The 23,016-nt window shown below is 71.4% G+C and carries 24 protein-coding genes and 1 pseudogene; 11 read left to right on the forward strand and 14 right to left on the reverse strand.

Going from position 1 to position 23,016, the window contains the following annotated elements; all coding sequences use genetic code 11:
* The 4 genes and pseudogenes from ACTHMF_RS18175 to ACTHMF_RS18190 all read right to left on the reverse strand — a co-directional run.
* A pseudogene (locus ACTHMF_RS18175) lies at positions 1-469 on the reverse strand (hypothetical protein); the annotation flags it as partial.
* Positions 466-1,632, reverse strand: a complete 1,167-nt coding sequence (locus tag ACTHMF_RS18180; RefSeq protein WP_440319557.1) for a sensor histidine kinase — start codon at positions 1,630-1,632, stop codon at positions 466-468. The pseudogene ACTHMF_RS18175 and the gene ACTHMF_RS18180, both read right to left, overlap by 4 nt.
* Positions 1,633-1,648: 16 nt before the next feature.
* Positions 1,649-2,854: a homoserine O-acetyltransferase MetX gene (gene metX, locus ACTHMF_RS18185; protein WP_440319559.1), complete on the reverse strand. Its 1,206-nt coding sequence runs from the start codon at positions 2,852-2,854 to the stop codon at positions 1,649-1,651.
* Positions 2,855-3,055: 201 nt separating this feature from the next.
* The gene (locus ACTHMF_RS18190) at positions 3,056-4,378 is read right to left on the reverse strand and encodes a bifunctional o-acetylhomoserine/o-acetylserine sulfhydrylase (RefSeq protein WP_440319560.1); all 1,323 of its coding nucleotides are present in this window, start codon (positions 4,376-4,378) and stop codon (positions 3,056-3,058) included.
* 101 nt (positions 4,379-4,479) lie between these two features.
* On the opposite strand from ACTHMF_RS18190, the gene ACTHMF_RS18195 reads away from it, so the two are divergent.
* The 7 genes from ACTHMF_RS18195 (at position 4,480) to ACTHMF_RS18225 (ending at position 11,688) form a co-directional block, all read left to right on the forward strand.
* Positions 4,480-5,256, forward strand: a complete 777-nt coding sequence (locus ACTHMF_RS18195; protein WP_314149095.1) for an SDR family oxidoreductase — start codon at positions 4,480-4,482, stop codon at positions 5,254-5,256.
* Between the two features lie 3 nt (positions 5,257-5,259).
* Positions 5,260-5,952 carry a potassium channel family protein gene (locus ACTHMF_RS18200; RefSeq protein WP_440319562.1) on the forward strand — a complete coding sequence of 231 codons (693 nt, stop codon included), beginning with the start codon at positions 5,260-5,262 and terminating at the stop codon, positions 5,950-5,952.
* Positions 5,953-6,009: 57 nt separating this feature from the next.
* Complete coding sequence (metX, locus tag ACTHMF_RS18205; protein WP_440319563.1) at positions 6,010-7,215, forward strand: homoserine O-acetyltransferase MetX; 1,206 nt, start codon at positions 6,010-6,012, stop codon at positions 7,213-7,215.
* Between the two features lie 13 nt (positions 7,216-7,228).
* The gene (locus tag ACTHMF_RS18210; protein WP_314149098.1) at positions 7,229-8,395 is read left to right on the forward strand and encodes a sensor histidine kinase; all 1,167 of its coding nucleotides are present in this window, start codon (positions 7,229-7,231) and stop codon (positions 8,393-8,395) included.
* Entirely contained in the window at positions 8,392-9,588 is a 1,197-nt protein-coding gene (locus ACTHMF_RS18215) for a hypothetical protein (protein WP_440319565.1), read from the forward strand. The genes ACTHMF_RS18210 and ACTHMF_RS18215 overlap by 4 nt, the downstream gene beginning before the upstream one ends.
* Positions 9,589-9,622: 34 nt before the next feature.
* The gene (locus ACTHMF_RS18220; RefSeq protein ID WP_314149100.1) at positions 9,623-10,276 is read left to right on the forward strand and encodes a response regulator transcription factor; all 654 of its coding nucleotides are present in this window, start codon (positions 9,623-9,625) and stop codon (positions 10,274-10,276) included.
* Between the two features lie 131 nt (positions 10,277-10,407).
* Positions 10,408-11,688 (forward strand): MFS transporter, encoded by a 1,281-nt coding sequence (locus tag ACTHMF_RS18225; RefSeq protein WP_440319567.1) that lies wholly within the window; start codon positions 10,408-10,410, stop codon positions 11,686-11,688.
* A 10-nt stretch (positions 11,689-11,698) separates the two neighbouring features.
* Here ACTHMF_RS18225 and ACTHMF_RS18230 read toward each other — a convergent pair whose 3' ends face one another.
* Positions 11,699-12,268, reverse strand: a complete 570-nt coding sequence (locus ACTHMF_RS18230) for a TetR/AcrR family transcriptional regulator (RefSeq protein WP_440319569.1) — start codon at positions 12,266-12,268, stop codon at positions 11,699-11,701.
* A gap of 115 nt (positions 12,269-12,383) precedes the next feature.
* Here ACTHMF_RS18230 and ACTHMF_RS18235 point away from each other — a divergent pair, with 115 nt between their 5' ends.
* The gene (locus ACTHMF_RS18235; protein WP_440319570.1) at positions 12,384-13,640 is read left to right on the forward strand and encodes an amidohydrolase family protein; all 1,257 of its coding nucleotides are present in this window, start codon (positions 12,384-12,386) and stop codon (positions 13,638-13,640) included.
* Between the two features lie 46 nt (positions 13,641-13,686).
* On the opposite strand, the gene ACTHMF_RS18240 is transcribed toward ACTHMF_RS18235, so the two are convergent.
* Genes ACTHMF_RS18240 through ACTHMF_RS18255 form a run of 4 tightly spaced genes read right to left on the reverse strand, consistent with a single transcriptional unit; the run spans position 13,687 to position 16,455 of the window.
* Positions 13,687-13,884, reverse strand: a complete 198-nt coding sequence (locus tag ACTHMF_RS18240; protein WP_440319571.1) for a hypothetical protein — start codon at positions 13,882-13,884, stop codon at positions 13,687-13,689.
* Positions 13,885-14,193, reverse strand: coding sequence for a thiamine-binding protein (locus tag ACTHMF_RS18245; RefSeq protein ID WP_314149105.1), 309 nt, complete (start codon positions 14,191-14,193; stop codon positions 13,885-13,887).
* 25 nt (positions 14,194-14,218) lie between these two features.
* Entirely contained in the window at positions 14,219-15,562 is a 1,344-nt protein-coding gene (locus tag ACTHMF_RS18250) for a hypothetical protein (protein WP_440319572.1), read from the reverse strand.
* Between the two features lie 41 nt (positions 15,563-15,603).
* On the reverse strand, positions 15,604-16,455 hold the full coding sequence (locus ACTHMF_RS18255) for an ADP-dependent NAD(P)H-hydrate dehydratase (protein ID WP_440319574.1): 852 nt from the start codon (positions 16,453-16,455) through the stop codon (positions 15,604-15,606).
* A gap of 33 nt (positions 16,456-16,488) precedes the next feature.
* On the opposite strand from ACTHMF_RS18255, the gene ACTHMF_RS18260 reads away from it, so the two are divergent.
* Positions 16,489-17,106 carry an HAD family hydrolase gene (locus ACTHMF_RS18260; RefSeq protein ID WP_314147363.1) on the forward strand — a complete coding sequence of 206 codons (618 nt, stop codon included), beginning with the start codon at positions 16,489-16,491 and terminating at the stop codon, positions 17,104-17,106.
* An 8-nt stretch (positions 17,107-17,114) separates the two neighbouring features.
* Positions 17,115-18,197 carry an NADH:flavin oxidoreductase/NADH oxidase gene (locus tag ACTHMF_RS18265; protein WP_314147362.1) on the forward strand — a complete coding sequence of 361 codons (1,083 nt, stop codon included), beginning with the start codon at positions 17,115-17,117 and terminating at the stop codon, positions 18,195-18,197.
* Between the two features lie 55 nt (positions 18,198-18,252).
* On the opposite strand, the gene ACTHMF_RS18270 is transcribed toward ACTHMF_RS18265, so the two are convergent.
* The 3 genes from ACTHMF_RS18270 to ACTHMF_RS18280 all read right to left on the reverse strand — a co-directional run bounded on the left by ACTHMF_RS18270 (position 18,253) and on the right by ACTHMF_RS18280 (position 21,065).
* Entirely contained in the window at positions 18,253-18,639 is a 387-nt protein-coding gene (locus ACTHMF_RS18270) for a VOC family protein (protein WP_314147361.1), read from the reverse strand.
* A gap of 100 nt (positions 18,640-18,739) precedes the next feature.
* The gene (locus ACTHMF_RS18275) at positions 18,740-19,777 is read right to left on the reverse strand and encodes a hemolysin family protein (protein WP_314147360.1); all 1,038 of its coding nucleotides are present in this window, start codon (positions 19,775-19,777) and stop codon (positions 18,740-18,742) included.
* Complete coding sequence (locus ACTHMF_RS18280) at positions 19,770-21,065, reverse strand: hemolysin family protein (RefSeq protein ID WP_314147365.1); 1,296 nt, start codon at positions 21,063-21,065, stop codon at positions 19,770-19,772. Before ACTHMF_RS18280 ends, ACTHMF_RS18275 begins: the two co-directional genes overlap by 8 nt.
* 249 nt (positions 21,066-21,314) lie before the next feature.
* Here ACTHMF_RS18280 and ACTHMF_RS18285 point away from each other — a divergent pair, with 249 nt between their 5' ends.
* Complete coding sequence (locus ACTHMF_RS18285) at positions 21,315-21,701, forward strand: hypothetical protein (RefSeq protein WP_440319576.1); 387 nt, start codon at positions 21,315-21,317, stop codon at positions 21,699-21,701.
* On the opposite strand, the gene ACTHMF_RS18290 is transcribed toward ACTHMF_RS18285, so the two are convergent.
* Both ACTHMF_RS18290 and ACTHMF_RS18295 read right to left on the reverse strand, forming a co-directional pair.
* On the reverse strand, positions 21,698-22,354 hold the full coding sequence (locus ACTHMF_RS18290) for a DUF305 domain-containing protein (RefSeq protein ID WP_440319578.1): 657 nt from the start codon (positions 22,352-22,354) through the stop codon (positions 21,698-21,700). The two genes, ACTHMF_RS18285 and ACTHMF_RS18290, sit on opposite strands and share 4 nt — an antisense overlap.
* Before the next feature lie 2 nt (positions 22,355-22,356).
* Positions 22,357-22,989: a DUF3105 domain-containing protein gene (locus ACTHMF_RS18295; protein WP_440319579.1), complete on the reverse strand. Its 633-nt coding sequence runs from the start codon at positions 22,987-22,989 to the stop codon at positions 22,357-22,359.
* Positions 22,990-23,016 lie beyond the last annotated feature (27 nt).

Below are 23,016 nucleotides of genomic sequence, written 5' to 3' on the forward strand. Positions count from 1 at the left end.
CGATCGCGAGGACCCCGCCGAGGGCCGCAGCCGCGAGGAGGATGTCGCGGGCCGGCCGAACAGGCACGCAGAGCAGCAGGGCGGGCCCGATGGCCGCGGCCGCGGTCAGTGGCGCGGCGGCGCCTCCTCCCGGCCAGCTGCCCGCGATGTCGAGGGCGAGGGCGACCGCCCACATCCCGAGGCCCCCGAGGTACAGCCACAGCGGCAGCTCGTCCGGCAGCCGGAAGCGCAGCACGAGCGCGGCGACCAGGGTCACGGCGACGAGGACCCAGGCGGCGATCGTCAGGCCGAGCAGCGGGTAGTCCCCGATGTCGAGGAAGAACAGGACCAGCAGGAACGCGATGAGCGCGACCGTTGCGACGTTGAAGCCGAGATCCAGGCGGGCGCGGCTGAGCGCATCCCGTTCGTCCCCGGCTGCCCCGCGTGCCAGCGGGCTGCGCGGGACCGTCCGCTCGTCGATCCGGGTCACTTCGGCACCTCCAGCACCACGGTCGTCCCGCTGCCGGGCGACGAGAACAGGCGTGCGTTGCCCCCGACATCCCGCAGGCGCGCCACGATCGACTCGGTGAAGCCCAGACGGCCGGCGTCGATGGTCGACACATCGAACCCCTTGCCCGCATCCGTCACCATGGCCCGCACGTTCGCGTCGTCGTCGGTGATGGTGACGTGCGCCTCGTTCACCCCGGAGTGCCTGCGCACGTTCTCGAGGCACTCGCCGAGGGCGAGCAGGAAGGCGTCGAGCACGTCGCTGGGCAGGAGGACCTGGCCGGCGCCGTGCCAGTTGACCTCCAGTCCCATTCGCCGGAAGCGCTGCTTCACCGACTCGAGGGTGTTGCCGAGCGTGGACTGCTCCACGGGTTTCAGCTTGTAGTCGCCGGACCGCGACGGGTCGGGCGTGAAGCCGAGCCGCAGCTGGCGCAGCAGGGCAGCATCCTCGGCCGCCTGCTCCCGGAGCGCACCGTGACTGACGCCGACACCGGAGTGGGCGAGCAGCGTCAGCGTGGCGAGCACGGTGTCGTGCAGCAGCCGGGCGCTCTGCCGGCGGCGCGCCTCCGTCTCGCTCGCCTGGCGTTCGACACGGTAGGCGCGGCTCATGGTCGAGATGCGCTTGAGCGTCCGTGGGACGGTCCGCGAGAGCCAGACGCCGGTCGCGGTCAGCGCGATCCAGCCGGTCACCGTGAACACGAGCGGCTCGGCCATCCGCGAGCCGGTCATCCCGAGCGTCACGCCCAGCGAACCCACCGTCAGCGCGGCAGATGCGACCAGGAGGATCAGCCGGGTACGGGAGGTGACGGCAAGGACGCAGACGCAGGCGACCGACGCTGCGCCGATGACGCCGACCGCGCTGATCGCCGAGGGGCCGAGGGCGGTCCCCGGGAGGAGGTGGACGAGGATGAGGGCGTTGCCTGCGGCGACGATGATCCACATCCACATCGTCAGGCGCAGCAGCCCGGCCAGCTGCCACTGCGCGTAGCCGAGGCACAGGATGAGCACCAGGGAGGCGAAGTAGAGGGGGAGCGGGAGCGAACCGGGGACGCTCAGGCAGAGCAGCGCGGTCGCCGTGGCGGTCAGCCCGACCGTGCGGGCTGTGGCGGCGAGGAGACGATCACGCTCCTTCTGGATGCGCGACATGCCCCTCCAACCATCGTCAGCCTGCGAGCAGCCGCCTCAGTTGAGCGCTGACCGCATCGTCCTCGATCAGGAACCCGTCGTGGCCGAAGTCCGACCGGATCACCACTGGAACTCTACCGTCCAGCGTGTCCGGAACATGGTAGGCAATCTGCTCCTGTCCTTCCACGGGGAACAGACGGTCGCTGTCGATGCCCACGACGAGCGTGCGCGCCGCGACCCGGGAGAGCGCGGCGGCCTGCCCTCCGCGGCCGCGGCCGACGTCGTGGGAGTTCATCGCCTCCACGAGGGTGATGTAGCTATTGGCGTCGAACCGGCGGGTGAACTTGTTGCCGTGGAAGTCGAGGTACGACTCCACCGCGAAGCGGCCGCCGCCGCCCAGCGGACTGATCCCGCTCTGCCACGCGCGCTCGAACCGGACGTTCAGCTCGGAGGGGCTGCGGTAGTTGAGCAGCGCCATCCGGCGGGCGAGCGCCAGCCCGCGGTGCGGCCCCTCGCCGTCCCCGGCGTCGTAGTACTGACCGCCGCGGAACAGGGGGTCTGTGCGAACGGCCTCGATCTGCACCGAGTTGAGGGCGATCTGGTCGGCGGTGGAATGCGGCGGCGCGGCGAGGACGGCCAGCCGCTCGACGCGGTCCGGGAACATCACCGCCCACTCCAGCGCCTGCATCCCGCCCATCGAGCCGCCGACGACAGCCGCCCAGCGATCGATGCCGATCGCGTCGGAGAAGGCGGCCTGCGCATTCACCTGGTCGCGGATGGAGGTGAACGGGAAGCGGGGGCCCCACTCCGCCCCGTCCGGAGCGAGGGATGCCGGCCCGGTCGTCCCCTGGCAGCCGCCGAGCATGTTGGGCACCACGACGAACCAGCGATCGGTGTCGATCGCCTTGCCCGGTCCGATGATGCCCTGCCACCAGCCGGCGGTGAGGTGGCCGGCGCTCGCAGGGCCGACCGCATGGGAGTCGCCGGTCAGCGCGTGCAGGACCAGCACCGCGTTGTCACGGTCCGGCGACAGCTCGCCCCACGTCTCGTACGCGATGCGGACGAAGGGGAGGCTCTCGCCGCTCTCGAAGGTGAACGCGCCGATCCCCGCGAACTGGCGCCCGCCGGCATGGTCGGACTCCTTCCAGGCGCCGCTCGCCGGCGGCTTTCCGAGCAGCGTCCGCGCCTGGGCGTCCGTGATGAAACTCGACGGCGCCGTGTCGGCGGATGTCTGCCACTCCATAGGCCCATTCTCCCGGAGCGCGCCCGCGCCCATCGCTCTATTACGTCCCGCCGTCGCCCGCGCCCTGCGAGCACCCACTCCCGAGCCCCACTCCCGAGCCCCACCCTCGAGCCCCACCCTCGAGTACGCGAAGACTGCACGCGGACACCGTTCTCCGCGTGCAGTCTTTGCGTACTCGAGGGTGGGGCTGGATGGAGGGGGTTACGCGCGCGCTGCCTCCGCGACCGAGCGCGCGGCAGCGAGACCGGCGGAGAGGTCGGCCTTGAGGTCGTCGATGCTCTCCAGCCCGACCGAGAGGCGGACGAGACCGGGGGTGACGCCCGCGGTCAGCTGCTGCTCGGGCGTCAGCTGCGAGTGCGTGGTCGACGCCGGGTGGATGACGAGGCTGCGGACATCGCCGATGTTGGCCAGGTGGCTGAACAGCGAGAGGTTGTCCACCAGGGCGGCGCCCGCATCCACACCGCCCTTCAGCTCGAACGACAGCACAGCGCCGACGCCCTTGGGGGCGTACTTGTTGGCGGCCGCGTACCACGGGCTGGTCGGCAGGCCCGAGTAGTTCACCGAGGCGACATCGGGGTGCGACTCGAGGAACTCGGCGATCTCCTGCGCGTTCTGCGTGTGGCGCTCCACCCGCAGCGAGAGGGTCTCGATGCCCTGGATCAGCTGCCACGCGCTCGCCGGGGCGATGGCCGCACCGAAGTCGCGGAGCAGCTGGACGCGCGCCTTGATGATGTAGGCCAGGCCGTCGCCGACCGCGGCGGTGTAGCTGGCGCCGTGGTACGAGGGGTCCGGCTCGGTGAGGCCGGGGAACTTGTCCACGTTCTTCGACCACTCGAACTTCCCGCCGTCCACGACGACGCCGCCGATGACGGTGCCGTGGCCGCCGAGGAACTTCGTCGCCGAGTGCACGACGATGTCGGCGCCGTGCTCGAACGGGCGGATGAGGTACGGGGTCGCGATCGTGTTGTCGACGATCAGCGGGACGCCCGCCTCGTGCGCGACGTCGGCGACCAGTGCGATGTCGAGGACGTTGATCTTCGGGTTGCCGATGGTCTCCGCGAAGAACAGCTTGGTGTTCGGGCGGACCGCGCGGCGCCACTCCTCCGCGTCGTCCTGGTTCTCGACGAACGTGGTCTCGATGCCGAGCTTGGCGAGCGTGTACTTGAACAGGTTGTAGGTGCCGCCGTAGATCGAGCTGGAGGAGACGATGTGGTCGCCCGCCTGCGCGATGTTGAGCACGGCGAAGGTCTCCGCGGCCTGGCCGGACGCGACGAGGAGAGCGCCGGTGCCGCCCTCGAGCGCGGCGACCCGCTCCTCCACCACGGCCTGCGTCGGGTTCTGGATGCGGGTGTAGATGTTGCCGAACTCGGCGAGCGCGAACAGGTTCTTCGCGTGCTCCGCGTTGTTGAAGACGTACGACGTCGTCTGGTAGATCGGGGTCGCGCGAGCGTTCGTCACCGGATCCGGCGCGGCGCCGCTGTGGATCTGCTTGGTCTCGAACTGCCAGTCGGCGGCGTCGGTCATGGCTCACGCTCCTCGTATTCGGGTGGTTGCTAGCAGGCTAGACGGCACGCACCGCGGGGGCAACGCACCCGAAACATGCCGTAACCCGTGAGAATGGGCGCATGAGCAGCAGACGAGTGGTCGTGACGGGAGCGAGTTCGGGCATCGGGGCGGCGACGGTCCGCCTGTTCCGCGAGCAGGGCTGGGACGTGGTCGGGGTCGCCCGCCGCGCGGACCGGCTGCGGGCGCTCGCGGAGGAGACCGGCGCCGAGGTCTTCGCCGCCGACCTCACCCGCCAGGAGGACGTCGACGCGCTCCGCGACCACCTCGCGGCCACGGGCGGCATCCACGCGCTCGTCAACAACGCGGGAGGCGCGCACGGCCTGGACTCGGTCGAGGGCTCGAGCGTCGACGACTGGGTGTGGATGTACGAGATCAACGTCATCGCCACCAAGCGCGTGATCAGCGCGCTGCTGCCGCTGCTCCGCGCCGGCGCGAAGGCGACCGGGCACGCCGACATCGTCACCGTCACCTCCATCGCCGGCCACACCGCGTACGTCGGGGGCGGCGGCTACAACGCGGCCAAGTTCGCCGAGCACGCGCTCACCGAGGTGCTGCGGCTGGAGCTGAACGGCGAGCCGATCCGCGTCGTCGAGGTCGCGCCGGGGATGGTCGCGACCGAGGAGTTCTCGCTGGTGCGCTTCGGCGGAGACAGGGCGAAGCGGGACGCGGTCTACGAGGACGTCCCCGAGCCGCTGGTCGCCGAGGACGTCGCCGAGACGATCGTGCACGCGCTCAGCCTCCCCCGGCACGTCGACCTCGACCTCATCGTGGTCAAACCGGTCGCGCAGGCCGCATCCCACCGCTTCCACAAGGGCGAGCTGATGGTCAAGGATTAGCGCGTGAGCGACGACGCGAAGCGCATCCGCTGGGAGCAGGCCACGGCCTGGCCCGGCATCGGCGCGAGCATCGTCTTCCTGATCGCGTACTCCTGGACGATCCTGCAGCCGAGGATGTCGCCCGCGATGTACGCGGCGCTGGTCTCCCTGCTCGGGCTGATCTGGGTGCTCTTCGTCGTCGACTACTCGGTGCGGCTGATCCTCGCCGAGGACAAGCGCCGGTTCGTGCGGCGCAACATCGCCGACCTGCTCTCCGTGCTGCTGCCGCTCGCCCGGCCGTTCCGGCTGATCGGCGACCTGGGCCGGCTGCCGCTGCTGCGCGGCAACACCGCGTCGCACCTGCGCCGCAGGGTCCTGATCGTCGCCGGTTCGTTCGTGCTGATGTTCATCTACGTGATTTCGCTCGCCGTGTACCAGGTGGAGCGCTACGCCCCTGGTTCGAACATCCACTCGTTCGGCGACGCGCTCTGGTGGGCGTGCGTGACGATGGCGACCGTCGGCTACGGCGACTACTACCCGGTGACGGTCACCGGCCGGCTGCTCGCGGTCGTCCTGATGATCGGCGGCATCGCCATCGTCGGGACCTCGAGCGCCACGATCGTCAACTACCTCAACGAACGCACCCAGCACCTGCGCCAGCGCCACCAGCACGAGACCGAGCGCGTCGACGACCGCGAGGCCGGCGACGGGCGCTGATCCGGCTCCGCCGTAACACGGCACCGTCCCGTCGGCCGCTCGGCAAGAATGGGACGCATGGAGTGGCAGACGTCGGCGGACACCGCACCCTCGAGTTTCATCACCGAGGAGCAGGCGCGCTCGCTGCTCGGCAAACCGCACGCCAGCGGGGCGTGGAAGGAGTCCGACCCGGTCGGCGGGCGGAAGTTCGCCGGGATCGGCGAGTTCCGGTTCGAGAGCGGCGAGACGCTGCCGTTCGTGCGGGTCGCGTACGAGACCTGGGGCGAGCTGAACCCGGAGCGGGACAACGCGGTGCTCGTGCTGCACGCGCTCACCGGCGACAGCCACGCGGTCGGCGCGGCCGGCCCCGGCCATCCCACGGCCGGCTGGTGGCAGGGCATCATCGGTCCCGGCAAGGCGATCGACACGGACCGCTGGTTCGTCGTCGTCCCCAACATGCTCGGCGGCTGCCAGGGCACGACCGGGCCCGCCTCGATCGCTCCGGACGGCGCGGAGTGGGGGCCGCGGTTCCCGTTCACGACGATCCGGGACCAGGTGAACGCGCAGGCCGCGTTCGCCGACGAGATCGGCATCGGGCGCTGGGCGGCCGTCGTCGGCGGGTCGATGGGCGGGATGCAGGCGATCGAGTGGGCGGTGAGCTTCCCGGAGCGCGTGGAGCGACTGGCCGTGCTCGCCGCTCCGCCGTTCTCGACCGCGGACCAGATCGCGCTCAACTCCGTGCAGATCGAGGCGGTCCGCACCGATCCGCTGTTCCACGGCGGCTACTACTACGACGAGAAGGACGGCGAGGGACCGCACCGCGGCCTCGCGCTCGCCCGCCGGATGGCGCTGCTCAACTACCGCAGCCCGTCCGAGCTGAACGAGCGGTTCGAGCGCGCCTGGCAGAGCGGGATCAGCCCGCTCGGCGGCGGCGGCCGGTTCGCCGTCGAGTCGTACCTCGACTTCCACGGCAACAAGTTCACGCGGCGCTTCGACGCCAACAGCTACCTGACGCTGGTGGAGGCGATGAACTCGCACGACGTCGGCCGCGGCCGAGGCGGGCTGGCCGCCGCGCTGTCCCTGGTGACCGCGAGGACGCTCGTGCTCGGCATCGACAGCGACCGGCTGTTCCCCGTCGAGGGCCAGGAGCTCATCGCCTCCCATCTGCGGGACACGATCGACGGTAGGATTCCCGTGGTGATCCGTTCGGACTTCGGTCACGACGGGTTCCTGATCGAGGACGACGCCGTCAGCACCCACCTGAGGCGGCTGCTCGCGGAGTGAGGAACGGAGGGGCATGTCGCGCATCCAGAAGGAGCGTGATCGACTCCTCGCCACCACGGCGCGAACGGTCGGGCTGACCGCCACGGTGACCGCGCTGCTGTGCCTGAGCGTGCCCGGGACGCTGCCGCTGCCGCTGTACTTCGCCTCCCTGGTCCTCCTGGTCTGCATGGGCTACGCGCAGTTCCAGCTGCCGGCGCTGCTGCGGATGCGGCTGTGGATGTGGGTGATCGTCGTCGCCGGCCTCGCGCTCGTCCTCATCCACCTGCTCCCCGGGCACGAGCTCGTCCCGTCCGCCGTCGCTGCGGTCGGCGTCGTCGCCGCCGCGGCCATCCCGAGCGTCAGTGTGCTCGGCAGCACGTCCCGCGCGAGCATCGCGCAGCTGGTCGTGGCCGCCCTGGCGACCGTCGTGGCCACGGTCGCGACGCTCGCGGTGACCGGCTCCCGGCTGACGGAGGTCGTCGTCTTCATCCTCGCCGGCTGGGTCGCGCTCACGGCCACCGGCGTCTGGCTCTCGCGGACCGTCCCCCGGACGCTCAAGCGCATCTCGACGATGAGCCGTGCGTACCGCGTCGAGAGGCAGGCCAGCGAGACCGAGGCGCGGCGCCGGCAGGGCGCCCGGCTGCTGCACGACACGGTGCTCGCGACGCTCACGCTGCTCGCGCACTCCGGGGTCGGCGTCAGCGTCGGCGCGCTGCGGGAGCAGGCGGCGGAGGACGCGGCGCTGCTGCGGCAGCTGCGGCTCGGCTTCACGCCCGACCCGTCCCGCTCCGGCGACTACCGGCTGAAGCCGGTCGAGGAGTCGACGCTCGGCAACACGCTGGAGTCGGTCAAGCAGCGCTTCCGCCGGATGGGCCTCGAGGTGAACTGGCACGGCTCCGGCCAGGTGCTGCTGCCCAGCGACATCCTGGACGCGTTCCTGCTCGCCCTCGCCGAGTGCCTGGAGAACGTGCGCAGGCACTCCGGGGTGAACGAGGCGCACGTGACCATCACGGACGACGAGACGACGGTCCGCGCGATGGTCACCGACTCCGGCGTCGGGTTCGACGTTTCGTCCATCCAGGAGGGCAGGCTCGGCTTCACGGAGTCGATCGTCGCCCGCCTGCGCGATGTCGGCGGCAACGCCCGTCTGTTCTCGTCCCCCGGGAGCGGGACGACCGTGGTGCTGGAGGTGCCCAAGTGAGCCGCGTCGACGAGCGCACGATTCCGCACCGGCAGGTCGGCCGGCCGGGACCGGGCGGGCAGGAGCGGGACGCCCTGGGCCGCGCGCGCCTCGACCTCGGCTTCAACATCGCCTCCGTCGCCCTGATCGCGTTCCTGTTCGTGATCGCCGCGCTGACGATCGGCTACGACCCGCGGCCGCTCCTGACCGGCGCGGCCTGGGGACTGCTGATCGCGACGCTGGTGGCGGCGCTCATCCTGCGCTTCCGGCTGCCGGATGTGCTGCCGAACTGGATGTTCGCCGGGGCGCTCCTCGCCTGGACGGCCGTGGTGACGCTGGACGTCCTCGGCACCGCCGGCGCCGACCAGTGGCTGCCGCTCACCGCGGCGGCGGCGGTCGGTCCGGCGCTGCTGCTCTGCGCCTCGGTGCGGCCGGCGCGGGACATCGTGCTGGCGACCATCGTCCTCGGGGCCGCACTGGCGACCGTGCTCGTCATCCGGTCGCTGCCGGACATCCAGATGCTCGGGCCGGGCTTCGCGACGATCGCGATCGCCGTGGCCCCGCCCCTGGTCGGCGTGCAGATCGTCCGCTCGCTGAGCACGCTCGTCCAGCTGGAGCTCGACCTCGTCCAGGTGCAGAGCACGGTCTCCTCCCCCGGCTACGCGGTCGGCATGATGGCCTCGGAGGAGCTGGCGCGGCTCGACCTCGCGGCCGAGCGGCTGCTCGACGGCGTCGCCACCGGGCGCACGTCGCTTCCGCTGGACGAGGAGACCGCGGACACCGCGGCGAGCATCGCCACCGAGCTGCGCCTGCACCTCATCCAGGGCCGCAAGGAGACCTGGCTGTACCACGCCGTCACCGAGTCGGCGCTGCTCGGCCCCGCGGTCACCCTGAGCGACCCGGACGGCCTGGCGGCCGGGCTCACGCGCGATCAGCGCGACGGGCTGCTCACCGCGGTGTGGCTGCTGATCAGCGACCCGGTGCGCACCGGCGCCGGCCAGTCCCGCAGCCTCGATCTCGACATCGGGCGCGTGGAGGGACCCGGCACCACCATGTCCATCGTGATCACCGCCACCGGTGTGCCGCGAAACGGGGTAGACCCCGCGGCGTGGCAAGCTATCCGTAAGGTGGGCCGCCACGTCGAGGCCTTCTCCGGCTCGACGCTCCGGCTCGAGATCACCACCGTGAGCGACACCACCGCCGAGCTGACGTGATACGGCCGGCGCAGACAGGAAGAAAGGCTTGCTCATGAGCGAGGCTCCCCCCATCAGAATCGCGATCGTCGACGATCACAAGATGCTGCTCGGCGCCCTCACCGAATGGATCCGCAACGCCGCGGACGACATCCGGATGGTCGCGGCCGTCGCCACCTGGCCCGAGCTGCTGACGCATCCCGAGTTCCCCGTCGACGTCGTGCTGCTGGATCTGGACCTCAAGGACAACATCCCGGTCTCCCTCAAGCTGTCGACGCTCAAGACGACGGGCGTGCGGACGGTGCTGATGAGCACGTACTCCGAGCCCGCCGTCGTGCGCGAGGCGCTCGCGGCCGGCGCGATGGGCTACCTCGTCAAGAGCGAGGACGCCGAGATGATCGTGGAGGCGATCCGCGCGGCCAGCAAGGGCGAGTCGTTCATCTCGGCCGAGCTGGACCTCGCGCTGAACGCCGGCGAGGTCGGCGGCGCGCCCAAGCTGAGCGCGCAGGAGCGCCGGGTGATGGCGCTGTACGGCGCGGGCGAGCCGGTCAAGGCGGTGGCCTTCCAGCTCGGGATCTCGGACGAGACCGCCAAGAGCTACCTCAAGCGCATCCGCGAGAAGTACCGCGTGGCCGGCTACGACGTCGGCACCAAGGTCGCCCTGCGCAAGCGCGCCATCCAGGACGGCATCCTCCTCCAGAACGACTGACGCCCGCGCAGGCCGCCGAGCACAGGAAAAACGCTCGGATCCGGGCAGGATCCGAGCGTTTTTCCTGTGCTCGCGGGCTGTGGGGGGGCTCGCGGGCGTGGGGGGTCGAAACGATTCGATAGGATTGGCGGGTGAATCCCGTCATCGCCGGGCCGACGTCGGTGGCGTCGGCCCGTATTCGTCTTGCCCTGCTCGCCCTCGCGCTCGGGGGCTTCGGCATCGGCTCCACCGAATTCGTCGCGATGGGATTGCTCCCGAACATCGCCCACGACCTGCTCCCGCAGGTGTACGCGCAGTCGCCGAACGCCGCCAACGCGCAGGCCGGCTGGATCATCTCCGCCTACGCCCTCGGCGTCGTGGTCGGCGCGCCGACCATCGCTGCCCTGGCCGCGCGCTGGCCGCGCAAGAAGCTGCTGCTCTGGCTGCTCGTCGCGTTCACGGTCGGCACCGTCGCCTCCGCCCTCGCGCCCACCTTCGGGCTGGTGCTGGTCGCCCGCTTCCTCTCCGCGCTCCCGCACGGCGCGTACTTCGGCATCGCGTCGCTCGTCGCCGCGTCCCTGATGGGACCGGGCAAGCGCGGCCAGGGCGTCGCCTTCGTGCTCTCCGGTCTCACCATCGCCAACGTGATCGGCGTCCCGTTCATCACCTGGGTCGGCCAGACGCACGGCTGGCGCATCGCCTACCTGGTGGTCGCGGCGATCTTCGCGCTGACCTTCGTGGCCGTGGCCCTGCTGGTGCCGTGGCAGGCGGGGAACCCGCTGGCGACGATGCGCAACGAGCTGCGCGCGTTCGGGCGCCTGCAGGTGTGGCTGGCGCTGCTGATCGGCGCGATCGGCTTCGGCGGCTTCTTCGCCGTCTACACGTACATCGCGCCCATGGTCACCTCGGTCACCGGCCTCCCGGCGTCGAGCGTCCCGCTGGTGCTCGTCCTGGTCGGCGTCGGGATGACCGTCGGCAACATCCTCGGCGGCCGGATGGCGGACCGCAGCGTCCCGCGCTCGATGCTGCTGTTCTTCGTCGTGCTGCTCGTCGGCCTCGCCGCGCTGTTCCTGACCGCGTGGAGCATCGCCGGGCTCCTGATCTCGGTGTTCGTGATCGCCGGGGCGTCCTCCGCGCTCTCGCCGACCATTCAGACCCGGCTGATGGATGTCGCCCACGACAGCCAGTCGATCGCCGCCGCCCTCAACCACTCCGCGCTGAACATCGCTAACGCGGCCGGTGCCTTCCTCGGCGGGCTGACCGTGGCCGCCGGGTTCGGCTACCTCTCGCCCGTCGCGGTCGGCGCGGTCCTCTGCGTGGCGGGGATCGCGCTGGCGCTGGTGTCGTTCGGGATCGACCGCTCCCGCGTCCGCCGTGGCGTCGACACCGGCGTGGTGCACGCGCAGCACGCGGATCCGGTCCCGATCGACTGAGACCCGGCGTTCATACGCCCCAGCCGCGGCGCAGGTTGGCGAAGATCACGGCGAGCGCCTCGCCGGGCGACTCCTCGCGCGCGGCGATGTCAGGGCTTTCGAGGACGAAGCGCGCGAGCGCCCGCAGGTCGATGCGCCCGCGATCGCTCCACTCCTCCGCCAGGACCGCGGTGAGGGCGTCCTCGCAGTCGGTCCAGTTCTTGCGCACATAGGCGCGCAGCGGCGGCGTACCGAAGATGAGGTCGAGGAGCCGTTCCGTGTGCTCGTCTCCGGCCTCGAACGGCAACCGGGAGGCCATGAACCGCTGGACGGCGGCAAGCGGATCCGTTCCCGCGGGCCGTTCGCGGACCGCCCGGATGAGCGCGTCCTGGCGGTCCTCCTCCTGCGGGAAGACCAGCGCGACCTTCCCCTCCGGGTAGTAGGTGAAGAGCGTTGTGAGTGCCACGTTCGCCTCGTCCGCGATCTCTGCAACGGTCACGTCCTCGAACCCGCGCTCGAGGAACAGCCGGAGGGCCGCCTCGTGCAGTGCGAGGCGCGTCTGCGCGCGTTTGCGCTCCCTGAGTCCCGTTCCTGCGGCCATGCCCCGAGTCTAGAGACTTTCTCGGATCCTATCCATTTTCGGAGCGATACCATTTCTGTAGTCACTACAGAATTCTGCTATGGTCGACCCGATCCCGCAGAGGAAGGAACCCGCTATGAGCACGACCGCCATCATCAACGCCCGCATCTTCGACGGCGAGGACACCATCGACGCCACGACGGTGGTGATCGAGGGGGGCCGGATCCGCTCCCTCGGAGGCGCCGCACCGCGCGACGCCGAGATCGTGGACGCACGCGGGGGCACGCTGCTCCCCGGACTCATCGACGCCCACGTTCACACCTCGGAGGACGGCCTCCGCACCGCACTCGCCTTCGGTGTCACCACGGAGCTGGAGATGCAGGGCATGTTCACCAGGGGCAACCGCGGTCAGGTGAGCGAGGACGACACCCTCGCCGACGTGCGCTCGGCGGGTTTCGGGATCACCCCGCCCGGCGGCCACCCGAGCGAACTGATGGACGACGATGGCGAGCACGACGAGGCGCCGTGGGACGACGCCGGTCCGGCGGACGGCGGCGACCCGTGGGCGGACGTCGTGATGCCGTTCTCCACGACCCCGAAGGAGGCGGCCGCCTTCGTCCCGCTCCTGGAAGCATCGGGATCGGACTACATCAAGTTCATGATCGACGACGGCACGGTCGAGGGCGCCCCCGGGCTCCCGATGCTCGACGACGCGACGATCGCCGCCGGGGTCGCCGAGGCGCACCGGCGCGGCCTGCTCACCGTCGCGCACACCCTGACACTGGATGCCACGTCCTCCGCCGTCTCGGCCGGCATCGACGGCCTCGCGCACCTCTTCATGGACCGGCCGCACACCGCTGAGGTCATCGAGGCCGTCGCCGCGTCCGGCGCGTTCGTCGTGCCGTGCGTGGTGCTCGACGCGTCGATGATGGGTATCCCTGCGACCGCCCTCGCCTCGGACCCGCGCGTGCGCTCCCGGCTGGACGACGCGTGGCTCGCCACGCTCGAGAGCAGCTACGACCGCTACCCGCAGGGACGCCTCGACGACGTCCTGGCGTCGGTGCGCGCGCTGCACGAGGCGGGCGTCGACCTCCTCGTCGGCACGGACGCGTCCTTCCCCGCGCCGGCCTTCGGCGGCCTGGCGCACGGCGCGAGCGTCCACCACGAGCTGCAGCTGCTGGCCGAGGCCGGACTGTCGCCGCTGGAGGCGCTCCGGGCCGCGACGTCGGCCCCGGCGCGCCGGTTCGGCCTCGCCGACCGCGGGCTCATCGCGGAGGGCCTCCGCGCCGACCTCCTGCTGGTCGACGGCGACCCGACGACGAGAATCACGGACACGCTGAACATCCGCCAGGTGTGGCGCCGCGGCGCCCCGCTCCTCCCCGCCGCGCGCTGACCGGCGCGGCTCAGCTCCCCGCCAGAGGAAGGAGAAGGCACGAGGCTCAGCGTGCGGCGTCGGCGAAGAACTCGGCGACGTCGACGTCCGCGGCCGGCTCCTGCGTGCGGAAGCCGGTGCGCACGGCGCCGATCACCGCGACGATGACCGCGCCGAGCGCCGCCCCGCCGACCAGCACGAGCAGCAGCACCAGCACCGGCAGCCACCACGGGAGCGCGACGAGCCCGAGGTACAGCCAGTCCATCTAGGAGCCCTGCTCCAGGGCGGCCTCCAGGCGCTCGACCTTGCCGTCGATCTCCCCGCTGTACCCGGGACGGATGTCGGCCTTCAGGACGAGGGAGACGCGGGTGCCGTAGGCGCCGACCGCCTCGGTGGCGCGGCGGACGACGTCCATCACCTCGTCCCACTCGCCCTCGATCTCGGTGAACATCGAGGATGTGCGGTTGGGCAGCCCCGAATCCCGTACGATCCGCACGGCCGCGGCCACGGCGTCGTGCACCGAGGCGTCCGGCCCTTCGCCGCCGCTGGGGGCGACCGAGAATGCGACGAGCATGTGACCCTCCTTCGTCCCTCCCAGTCTAGGAGCCGGGCCCGCGGACCGGCATGGGGTGCGCGTCCGGCGCCGCCCGGAACGGCCAGGCGTGCGCGGGCAGCAGGTCGTCCTTCGCCTCGTCCGCGTGCCGCTTGCGCCAGAGCGCGCCGATGCACCAGCCGAGGATGACGAAATAGCTGAGGTTCCGCAGCGTCAGCACGGCCACCATCGCCGGCACCGGCGTCCCGAGCAGTCCGTCGTACAGGTACGGGTAGATCACCTGCGTGAGCGCTGCGGTCACCAGCACGAGCACGGCGGGCGTCTTGAAGCCGCGGCCCTGGTAGACGAGCCCGATGATGACCGGCGCGGCGAGCCAGGTGATGTACTGCGGCGACCCCACCTTGTTGAACGCGATGAATGCGGTCACCAGCGCGAGCGACAGCTCCGGCAGGATGCGCGTGTACGGCGTCCCGCGGTGCAGCGAACGGATGCCGATCAGGGCGACGGTCACCGCGGTCACCGCGAGCAGCGGGTTCATCAGCGACCCGGCCGCGATCGTGCCGTCGCCTGTCACCTGGAAGGTGAGCAGCGTCGTGTCGTAGTACACGACCGAGCCGGGGACCTGGAAGGCGGCCTGCCACATCCAGAACGTCGCCACCGGCGCCTCGATCTGGATGCCGCGTCCGGTCTGCATCGTGATGAAGCTGAGAACGTGCAGCCCGGCGCCGAAGATCAGCGGGACGGCGACGATGATCGCACTGGTGACGGCGCCGACCGCGACGATCCGCCAGCGGCTGCGCAGCGCGATCACGGCGGCGACCAGGACGGCGGCCGGCCAGACCTTGATCCAGGTGGCGGCCGTGAGCACGACCACGGCCGCCCTCTCGTGCAGCGTCAGCCAGAGCAGACCGACGATGACGAGCGCGACGGACACCGAGTCCAGCCGCCCGACGGCGATCGGGCCGAGCAGCACCAGGAAGCCCAGCCACCACCACGCGGCGACGATGCGACGCGGCTCCCTGCCGACGATCAGCACCGCGAACGCGGCCGCGTTCAGCAGCGTGACCATCGTCAGCCAGCCGCCGACGTAGTTGTCGGCGCCGAACAGCAGCGGGAGCATGATCGGCGCGAGCGCCCCGAACGGGTACACCCAGTCGGAGTCGACGCCGACGATCTGCTTGCCGACGGAGGCGAGCTCCGCCCACGGCTTGTAGACGAACATCACGTCGCCCAGCCCCTTGCCCTGGTGCAGCGCGAGCGCGGCGAGCAGCAGATGCACGAGCAGGAACGCGATCCACAGGGTGAACGGGCTCGCGAGGACGCGGCGCGTCGTCCCGGGGACGGCGTCGGGTGTCGCCGGTGCGGGCACCGGCGCGGCTTCCATCCCCATAGGGCCTCATCCTAGGGGATGCGTTCGACCGCTCCCCCGGCCTAGGCGCCCAGGATCCTGCGGATCACCGAAGGCACGGCCTCGGCGATGTCCAGCGCGGCGATGGGGCCGCCGGCCGACGCCGCCTCCCCGGCCCGGCCGTGCAGCCAGGCCGCCGTCGCGGCGAGCGCCGCCAGCGCCGCGTGCCCGTGCTCGCGCACGGCGTCCGCGTGCGTGGCGACCAGGGCGCCGAGCACGCCGCCGAGCACGTCGCCGCTCCCGGCTGTCGCCAGCCACGCCGGTCCCGCGCTCACCGTGCGGTGGGCGCCGTCCGGCGTCACAACATGCGTCGTGTGCCCCTTGAGCAGCACGGTCACGCCCAGCGCCACCGCGGCTCGCGCGGCCCAGCCCGCCGGATCGGAACGCACGTCGTCAACGGTGACGGCGTCGGAGTCGTCGGCGGCCGCGGCCGCCAGCACCCCCGCGAGCTCGCGGTAGTGGGGCGTGATCACCACCGGACCCGCCGCCTTCCCGATCAGGTCGAGCGCCCCGGCGTCGATCACGAGCGGCGTCCCGTCGCCGAGCGCCACCGCCAGCCGGCCGGCGTCGTCCGCGGGACGCGACGAGGCGTCCATGCCGGAGCCGATCAGCCACGCCTGCACGCGGCCGGGCGCGGACACGACCTCCGGCCGGCGCCGCAGCACGTGCTCGGTCGGACGCTCGGCGCCCAGGTAGCGCACCATTCCGACGCCGGTCCGCGCCGCCGCCTCGACCCCGAGCACCGCCGCGCCGGGATACATCGCCGATCCGGTCACGACGCCGAGCACCCCGCGGGAGTACTTGTCGTCGCCCTCCTCCGGCACCGCGATCCAGTCGCGTGCGTCCCGTTCCTCCCAGCTGCGTGACTCGCCCACCTGCACCTCCACCCCTCACGATAGGTTGGTGTGGTGAGCATCGCCATCCCCGGTCGCGTGATCGTCTTCGACTACGGAGAGGTCATCTCCGTGACGCCGACCGAGTCGGACCGGGCCGCGCTCGTCGAACTCGCCGGCGGCGACGCCGAGGTGTTCTGGCCCGCGTACTGGCGGCACAGGAACGCCCTGGATCAGGGCACCATGAGCATCCAGCAGTACTGGCGCGGCATCGAGGGCGAGCTGGGCGAGCAGTGGGCGGACGCGCGCATCCACCAGCTCTGGCTCGCCGACTTCCGCAGCTGGCTCACGATCGACCACGACACCCTGCAGGTGCTGCTCGACCTGAAGGCGGGCGGCACCCGGCTCGCCCTGCTCTCGAACGCGGGACGCGACTTCGGCTCCTACTTCCGGCACGGGATGCTCGGCGACCTGTTCGAGCAGGTGTTCGTCAGCGGCGAGCTCGGCACCATCAAGCCGAGCGCCGAGATCTTCCGGCACGTGCTCGCCGAGCTCGGCACGACGCCGGAGCAGACGGTCTTCATCGACAACAAGGAGGAGAACGTCCGCGGTGCCGAGGCGCTCGGCATCGCCGGCCACGTCTACACGAACGCGGCGGACCTCCGGGCATATCTCGAGGGACTGGCGGCTTAGTACTTAACATGCCTTCACTATTCGACCCGTTCACTCTGCGCGGGGTCACGGCGCGCAACCGGATCTGGACCTCGCCCATGTGCCAGTACTCGGTCTTCGACCACTCCGGCATCCCGCAGACCTGGCACCTCGTCCACCTCGGCTCGTTCGCCACCGGCGGCAGCGGCATCGTCTTCACCGAGGCGACCGCGGTGAACCCGGAGGGCCGCATCTCGCCGCGCGACACCGGCATCTGGACGGACGAGCAGGCGGAGGCCTGGCGCCCGATCGTCGAGTTCATCGAGGGCCAGGGAGCGGTCGCCGGCATCCAGCTCGCGCACGCGGGCCGCAAGGCGTCGAGCTGGCCGGCGTGGGGGTTCGAGGACCGCCACGGCACCGTCCCGGAGTCCGAGGGGGGCTGGCGAGCGGTTGCCCCGTCGGCGATCGCGTTCGGCGACTTCGACACCCCGCAGGAGCTCGACCTGGCCGGCATCGACGGGATCGTCGCCGACTTCCGCGCCGCCGCGCGCCGGTCGGTGGACGCCGGTTTCCGGATCCTGGAGCTCCACGCGGCGCACGGTTACCTGCTCCACCAGTTCCTCTCCCCCATCGCGAACCGGCGCGAGGACGAGTACGGCGGGTCGCTGGAGAACCGCGCGCGGCTGCTGCTGCGCATCGTCTCTGCGGTGCGCGAGGAGGTGGGCGACGGCGTGCCCGTCTTCGTCCGGTTCTCCGGGAGCGACTGGACGCCGGGCGGCTGGGACGAGCAGCAGACCGCGACCGTGGCCGGCTGGGCGCAGGAGGCGGGCGCCGACTTCTTCGACATCTCCTCCGGCGGCATCCAGACCGGCATCCGCATCCCGCTGGAGCCGGGCTACCAGGTGCCGTTCGCCGAGCACGTGCGTTCGTCCGCCGAAGTGGATGTGAGCGCCGTCGGGCTGATCACCACGCCGCAGCAGGCGGCCGACATCGTCGAGAACGGCAGCGCGGACGCGGTCATGCTGGCGCGCGAACTCCTGCGCGACCCGCACTTCCCGCTGCGGGCCGCGCACGAGCTCGGCGTCCCGATCGACTACTGGCCGCCGCAGTACCTGCGCGCCGTCTGGCGCTGAGCGCACGGCTCCCCGCCCGGCCGCGTCGGGACGGCCGGGCTCGCCCGCGGTCAGGTCACATCGGCTGCGCCGGCTGGGTCAGGCAGAGGTAGTTGCCCTCGCTGTCCTGGAACCAGGCCGACTTGCCCTCGCTGTCGGTGGCGATCCCGTTCTCGGTCTTGAGTCCGGGGAAGTCGTAGTCGGCGAACACGACCCCTCTGCCACGCAGGTGCTCCATCGCCGCCTCGATGTCGTCCACCAGCCAGCACATCGCGGTGTTCTGGGCGGTCCCGGCGTTCGCCGTCTCGTACACGTAGATCCTCGACTCGGTGCCCGTCTTGAAACGGACCCCCTGCTCACTCGTCGACTCCGGCTCGAGCTCGAGCTTGTCGCGGAACCACGCCGTGGCCCGCGCCAGGTCCGAAGCAGGAAGGACGGAGTACGTCACACACGACTCCAACATGAGAATTCCTCCTCTTCTTCTCCGGGCGGCATGCTACTCGCGCACGGCGCTGCCGGGGATGCTGGACGTTCCGGTCTAGGCGAGGAGGAGCGAGGCGCGCTCAGCTGCGCCGTGTCGCGTCCTGGACCTCGCCCACCAGCTCCTCGATGATGTCCTCCAGGAACAGCACGCCGGCCGTCGATCCCTCGACGTCCACGGCGCGCGCGAGGTGGCTGCCCGAGCGGCGCATGGTGGCCAGCGCGTCCTCGAGGTCGGCGTCCACGAACACCGTGACCAGGCGGCGGATGCGCTTGGCCGGCACGGGGAGCTCGAAGCCGGTCTCCTCCAGGTCGAGCACGTCCTTGAGGTGCAGGTAACCGGTCGGCTCGCCGTCCGCGTCCGGGACGACGTAGCGCGAGAAGCCGTGCTTGGCGACCGCCTTCTCGACGTCGGACGGCGTGGGCGAGGTGGGCAGCGAGACCAGGGTCTCCGGCAGCACCATGACGTCCCGCACCTTCTTCTCCGTGAACTCGAACGCCGCGGTGAGCGCGCCCGTGCTGTCGGTGAGGACGCCCTCGCGCGTGGACTGGCTGACGATCGTCGCCACCTCGTCCAGCGTGAACGTGCTGGCCGCCTCGTCCTTCGGCTCCACCCGGAACAGCCGCAGCACGGCGTTCGCCGACGCGTTCAGCGCGACGATGATCGGGCGCACGGCGCGGCCGATCGCGACGAGCGGAGGCGCGAGCAGCAGGGCGGCCCTGTCCGGCATCGAGAACGAGATGTTCTTCGGCACCATCTCGCCGAACACGACGTGCAGGAACGAGACCAGCACCAGCGCCACGACGAAGGCGATCGTGCCGATGACCTCCTCCGACCATCCCGTCGCGTGCAGCGGCACCTCGAGCAGATGGTGGATGGCGGGCTCGGAGACGTTCAGGATCAGCAGCGAGCACACCGTGATGCCGAGCTGCGTCGTCGCGAGCATGAGCGTCGCGTGCTCCATCGCGTACAGCGCGGTCTTGGCGCTGCGCTTTCCGCGCTCGGCGAGCGGCTCGATCTGCGAGCGGCGCGCGGAGATGACGGCGAACTCGGCGCCGACGAAGAACGCGTTCACCGCGAGGAGCACCACCAGCCAGGCGATGCCGGCCCAGTCACTCATGGGCCACCCCCTCCGGGTCCGGCGTGTACCGGATGCGGTCGACCCTGCGCCCGTCCAGCCGCTCCACGCGCAGCGTCCCGCCCTCGATGGTCACCTCGTCGCCGACCTTCGGCAGCCGGCCGAGCTCGTTCATCACGAAGCCGGCGACGGTCTCGTACGGGCCGTCCTCCGGCACATCGACGTCCGCCTGCTCCAGGAGCTCGTCGGGGCGCAGGATGCCGGGGAAGGTGATCGAGCCGCGGCCGCGGACGACGCCGGCCCTGGTGCGGTCGTGCTCGTCGGCGACCTCGCCGACGATCTCCTCGACGAGGTCCTCGAGCGTCGCGATGCCGGACGTGCCTCCGTACTCGTCGACGACGACGGCCATCTGGTAGCCGCGGCCGCGCAGCTCGCCGATCAGGGTGTCCAGGCTCATGGTCTCCGGGACGCGCAGCGCCTCGGTCTGCAACGCCGAGACCGGGACCTTCGCCCTGCGCTCGCGCGGCACGGCGACCGCCTGCTTCACGTGCACGAAGCCGACGACGTCGTCCACGTCCTCGTCGACCACGGGGAACCGGGAGTAGCCGGTCGTGCGCGCCAGGCCGATCACGGACTCCGCCGGGTCGCTGCGCTTTACCGCCTCCACACGCGGCCGCGGCGTCATCACGTCGGACGCGGTGCGGGTGGAGAACGCGAGCGTGCGGCTCAGCAGCGTCGCCGTGTCCTCCTCCAGAACGCCGGCGCTGGCCGAGCGGCGCACGAGCGAGGACAGCTCCTCCGCCGTGCGGGCGCCGGAGAGCTCCTCCTTCGGCTCGATGCCGAGCAGGCGCAGGAAGCCGTTGGCCGTGCCGTTCAGCACCGCGATGAACGGCCGGAACACCGCCGTGAACACGGTCTGGAACGGGATGACCAGCTTGGCCGTCGCGATCGGCAGCGCGAGCGCGAAGTTCTTGGGGACCAGCTCGCCGAGGATCATCGACAGCAGCGTCGCGACCGTGATCGCGACGACCGTCGCGATCGGCGCGACGGCGCCCTCCGGCAGTCCTGTCGCCGTCAGCGGCCCGCGCAGCAGCGAGCTGATCGCCGGCTCCATCGTGTAACCGGTGAGCAGCGTGGTCAGGGTGATGCCGAGCTGCGCGCTGGAGAGGTGCGTCGAGGTGATCTTCAGCGCGGCGATGGTCATCGTCAGCCGAGACTCGCCACGCTCGCGGCGGGCTTCGAGGTCGCCCCTGTCGAGGTTGACGAGCGCGAACTCGCTCGCCACGAAGAGGCCGGTGCCGACCGTCAGCAGGAGGCCGACCGCGAGCATGATCCACTCAGAGGCCACGGCGATCACCCGGCCCCGGGTTCAGTGGTGGTGATGGGCGCTGTTCGGACAGATGTCGTGAAGGAGGGTCGTCCATTTCGCTCAGGAGTATAGCGGCGGGCGCTGGGAACGCGCCCAGCCCGTCCCCCGGATTCCCAGCTCTCGCATGACCTCGGCATAGCGCTCGCGAAGCCCGGGGGTGGATGCTCGCCGGCGGGCCGCGATCCGGCACGCCACCGAGAGGACATCACCATGAGCACCACGGCTCCCGGCCAGAACCAGCCCTGGCAGCCGGCGCCCGGCTACGGCCAGCCCGCCTACCCGCAGCCCGGCTACGCCCAGCACGAACCGGCGCCCGCGCCCGCCCCGCGCCAGCGCGCCGACGGCAGCGTGCTGCGCCACTGGCCGGTCTGGGCGCAGAACACCGCCCTCGCCGTCGGCGCCGTCGCGGTGCTGCTCGTGGTGTTCTTCGCCGGCTTCTTCACCGCGAACGCCGTGGACGGTCCGCGCGGCGGGATCGGGACGAACCAGAACACCGGCCCCGGCTTCGGCGGCCAGTCCGGCGACGGCTCCGGCAACGGCTTCGGCGGCGGCACCGGATCGGACGGCTTCGGCGGCGGCACCGGCAACGGCTCCTAGGAGCGCTCCGCGAGCATCCCCTCCATCAGAGCGATCTCCGACTCCTGGCTCGTCACCACGGCGCCGGCGAACGAGCGGACGGAGGGGTTCTCGCTGCGGGCGAGCACGGCCTGGGCCATCTCGACCGCGCCGCGGTGGTGGGCGATCATGAGCGTCAGGAACCGCCGCTCCGCCTCCACCCCGCTCGCCGCGCGCAGCTGCGTGATCTGCGCGGGGGTGGCGAGGCCCGGCATCGGGTCGCCCGGCCGGTGACCGCCGGCCGCGCCGTGCGCGTGCCCCGCCGCCTGCTCCCCCACGGTGGCCGGGCGGGTCATCCAGGTCATGTCCGGCTCGGAGCCGGCCTGCGGGAGGCGCCACTGCACGAGCCAGCCGAACAGCTGCCCCGCCTGCTGGGCCTGCGTCGTCGCGATGTCGTAGGCGAGGGTGCGGGTCGCCTCGTCGTCCGTGCGGTCCCTGACGATCATCGCGAGCTCGACGCCCTGCTGATGGTGCACCTGCATGTCCCTGGCGAACCCGGCCTCCGCGCTCGTCCCGGACGGCGTCTGGGCCGCCGCGACGCTCAGCCGGCCGGCGGAGAACGCCAGCGCACCGGTCACCACGACCACCACGACCGCGACGACGATCAGCGGCCACGCCCGCCGCGTCCCGGCCACGCTCAGGAGACCTTGCCCGGCGCGTCCAGGCCGCCGACGCACGCCGCGCCCGGCTCCGGCGTGTCCGGACCCTGCCAGTACTTCTGGATGAACTGCTTCACCCGTGGATCGTCCGCCGTGTCCACCGTCAGCTGATGGTTCCACGCGCTCAGCACGATCGGCGCCGGCAGGCCGTCGTACGGCGAGAGCACGGTGTAGGTGTCCGGCAGGTCGGCCTTCAGAGTGTCGATCGCGGACTGCTCGAGCCCCGGCCGGTAGGTGACCCAGACGGCGCCGTGCTCGAGCGAGTGCACCGCGTTCTCCTTCGGCACCTCCCGGTCGTAGACGCCGCAGTTCAGCCACACCGCGTTGTGCTCGCCTCCGGCCGGCGGATTCTGCGCGTAGTCCACGGTCCCCTGCACGTGGTTGCCGCCCGTGTAGTCGAAGCTCTTCACCCCCGCGATGGAGTCGACGGGCTTCGGCGCGGTCAGGATCACCGTGGCGATCAGCGCGATCACGGCGACGCCGCCCGCGATGGCGGACACGATGGCGATCCTGCGGTTGCGCGCGCGCCTGGCCTGCTCCTTGCGGAAGGCCTCGAGCTTGGCGGCGCGGGCCTCGGCCTGCCGTTGCTTGCGGTTGGGGGTCTGGCTCACGTCTGGCCTCCTGGGTAGCGGGTCTCC

Source organism: Leifsonia sp., from assembly GCF_051955155.1.
Taxonomy (GTDB): Bacteria; Actinomycetota; Actinomycetes; order Actinomycetales; family Microbacteriaceae; genus Leifsonia.

Coding starts and splice junctions, on each gene's coding strand:
- ACTHMF_RS18180 (WP_440319557.1), bottom strand. CDS start 1,632: ATGTCGCGCATCCAGAAGGAGCGTGATCGTCTCCTCGCCGCCACAGCC.
- metX (WP_440319559.1), bottom strand. CDS start 2,854: ATGGAGTGGCAGACATCCGCCGACACGGCGCCGTCGAGTTTCATCACG.
- ACTHMF_RS18190 (WP_440319560.1), bottom strand. CDS start 4,378: ATGACCGACGCCGCCGACTGGCAGTTCGAGACCAAGCAGATCCACAGC.
- ACTHMF_RS18195 (WP_314149095.1), top strand. CDS start 4,480: ATGAGCAGCAGACGAGTGGTCGTGACGGGAGCGAGTTCGGGCATCGGG.
- metX (WP_440319563.1), top strand. CDS start 6,010: ATGGAGTGGCAGACGTCGGCGGACACCGCACCCTCGAGTTTCATCACC.
- ACTHMF_RS18210 (WP_314149098.1), top strand. CDS start 7,229: ATGTCGCGCATCCAGAAGGAGCGTGATCGACTCCTCGCCACCACGGCG.
- ACTHMF_RS18220 (WP_314149100.1), top strand. CDS start 9,623: ATGAGCGAGGCTCCCCCCATCAGAATCGCGATCGTCGACGATCACAAG.
- ACTHMF_RS18230 (WP_440319569.1), bottom strand. CDS start 12,268: ATGGCCGCAGGAACGGGACTCAGGGAGCGCAAACGCGCGCAGACGCGC.
- ACTHMF_RS18235 (WP_440319570.1), top strand. CDS start 12,384: ATGAGCACGACCGCCATCATCAACGCCCGCATCTTCGACGGCGAGGAC.
- ACTHMF_RS18240 (WP_440319571.1), bottom strand. CDS start 13,884: ATGGACTGGCTGTACCTCGGGCTCGTCGCGCTCCCGTGGTGGCTGCCG.
- ACTHMF_RS18245 (WP_314149105.1), bottom strand. CDS start 14,193: ATGCTCGTCGCATTCTCGGTCGCCCCCAGCGGCGGCGAAGGGCCGGAC.
- ACTHMF_RS18250 (WP_440319572.1), bottom strand. CDS start 15,562: ATGGGGATGGAAGCCGCGCCGGTGCCCGCACCGGCGACACCCGACGCC.
- ACTHMF_RS18265 (WP_314147362.1), top strand. CDS start 17,115: ATGCCTTCACTATTCGACCCGTTCACTCTGCGCGGGGTCACGGCGCGC.
- ACTHMF_RS18270 (WP_314147361.1), bottom strand. CDS start 18,639: ATGTTGGAGTCGTGTGTGACGTACTCCGTCCTTCCTGCTTCGGACCTG.
- ACTHMF_RS18275 (WP_314147360.1), bottom strand. CDS start 19,777: ATGAGTGACTGGGCCGGCATCGCCTGGCTGGTGGTGCTCCTCGCGGTG.
- ACTHMF_RS18280 (WP_314147365.1), bottom strand. CDS start 21,065: ATGCTCGCGGTCGGCCTCCTGCTGACGGTCGGCACCGGCCTCTTCGTG.
- ACTHMF_RS18285 (WP_440319576.1), top strand. CDS start 21,315: ATGAGCACCACGGCTCCCGGCCAGAACCAGCCCTGGCAGCCGGCGCCC.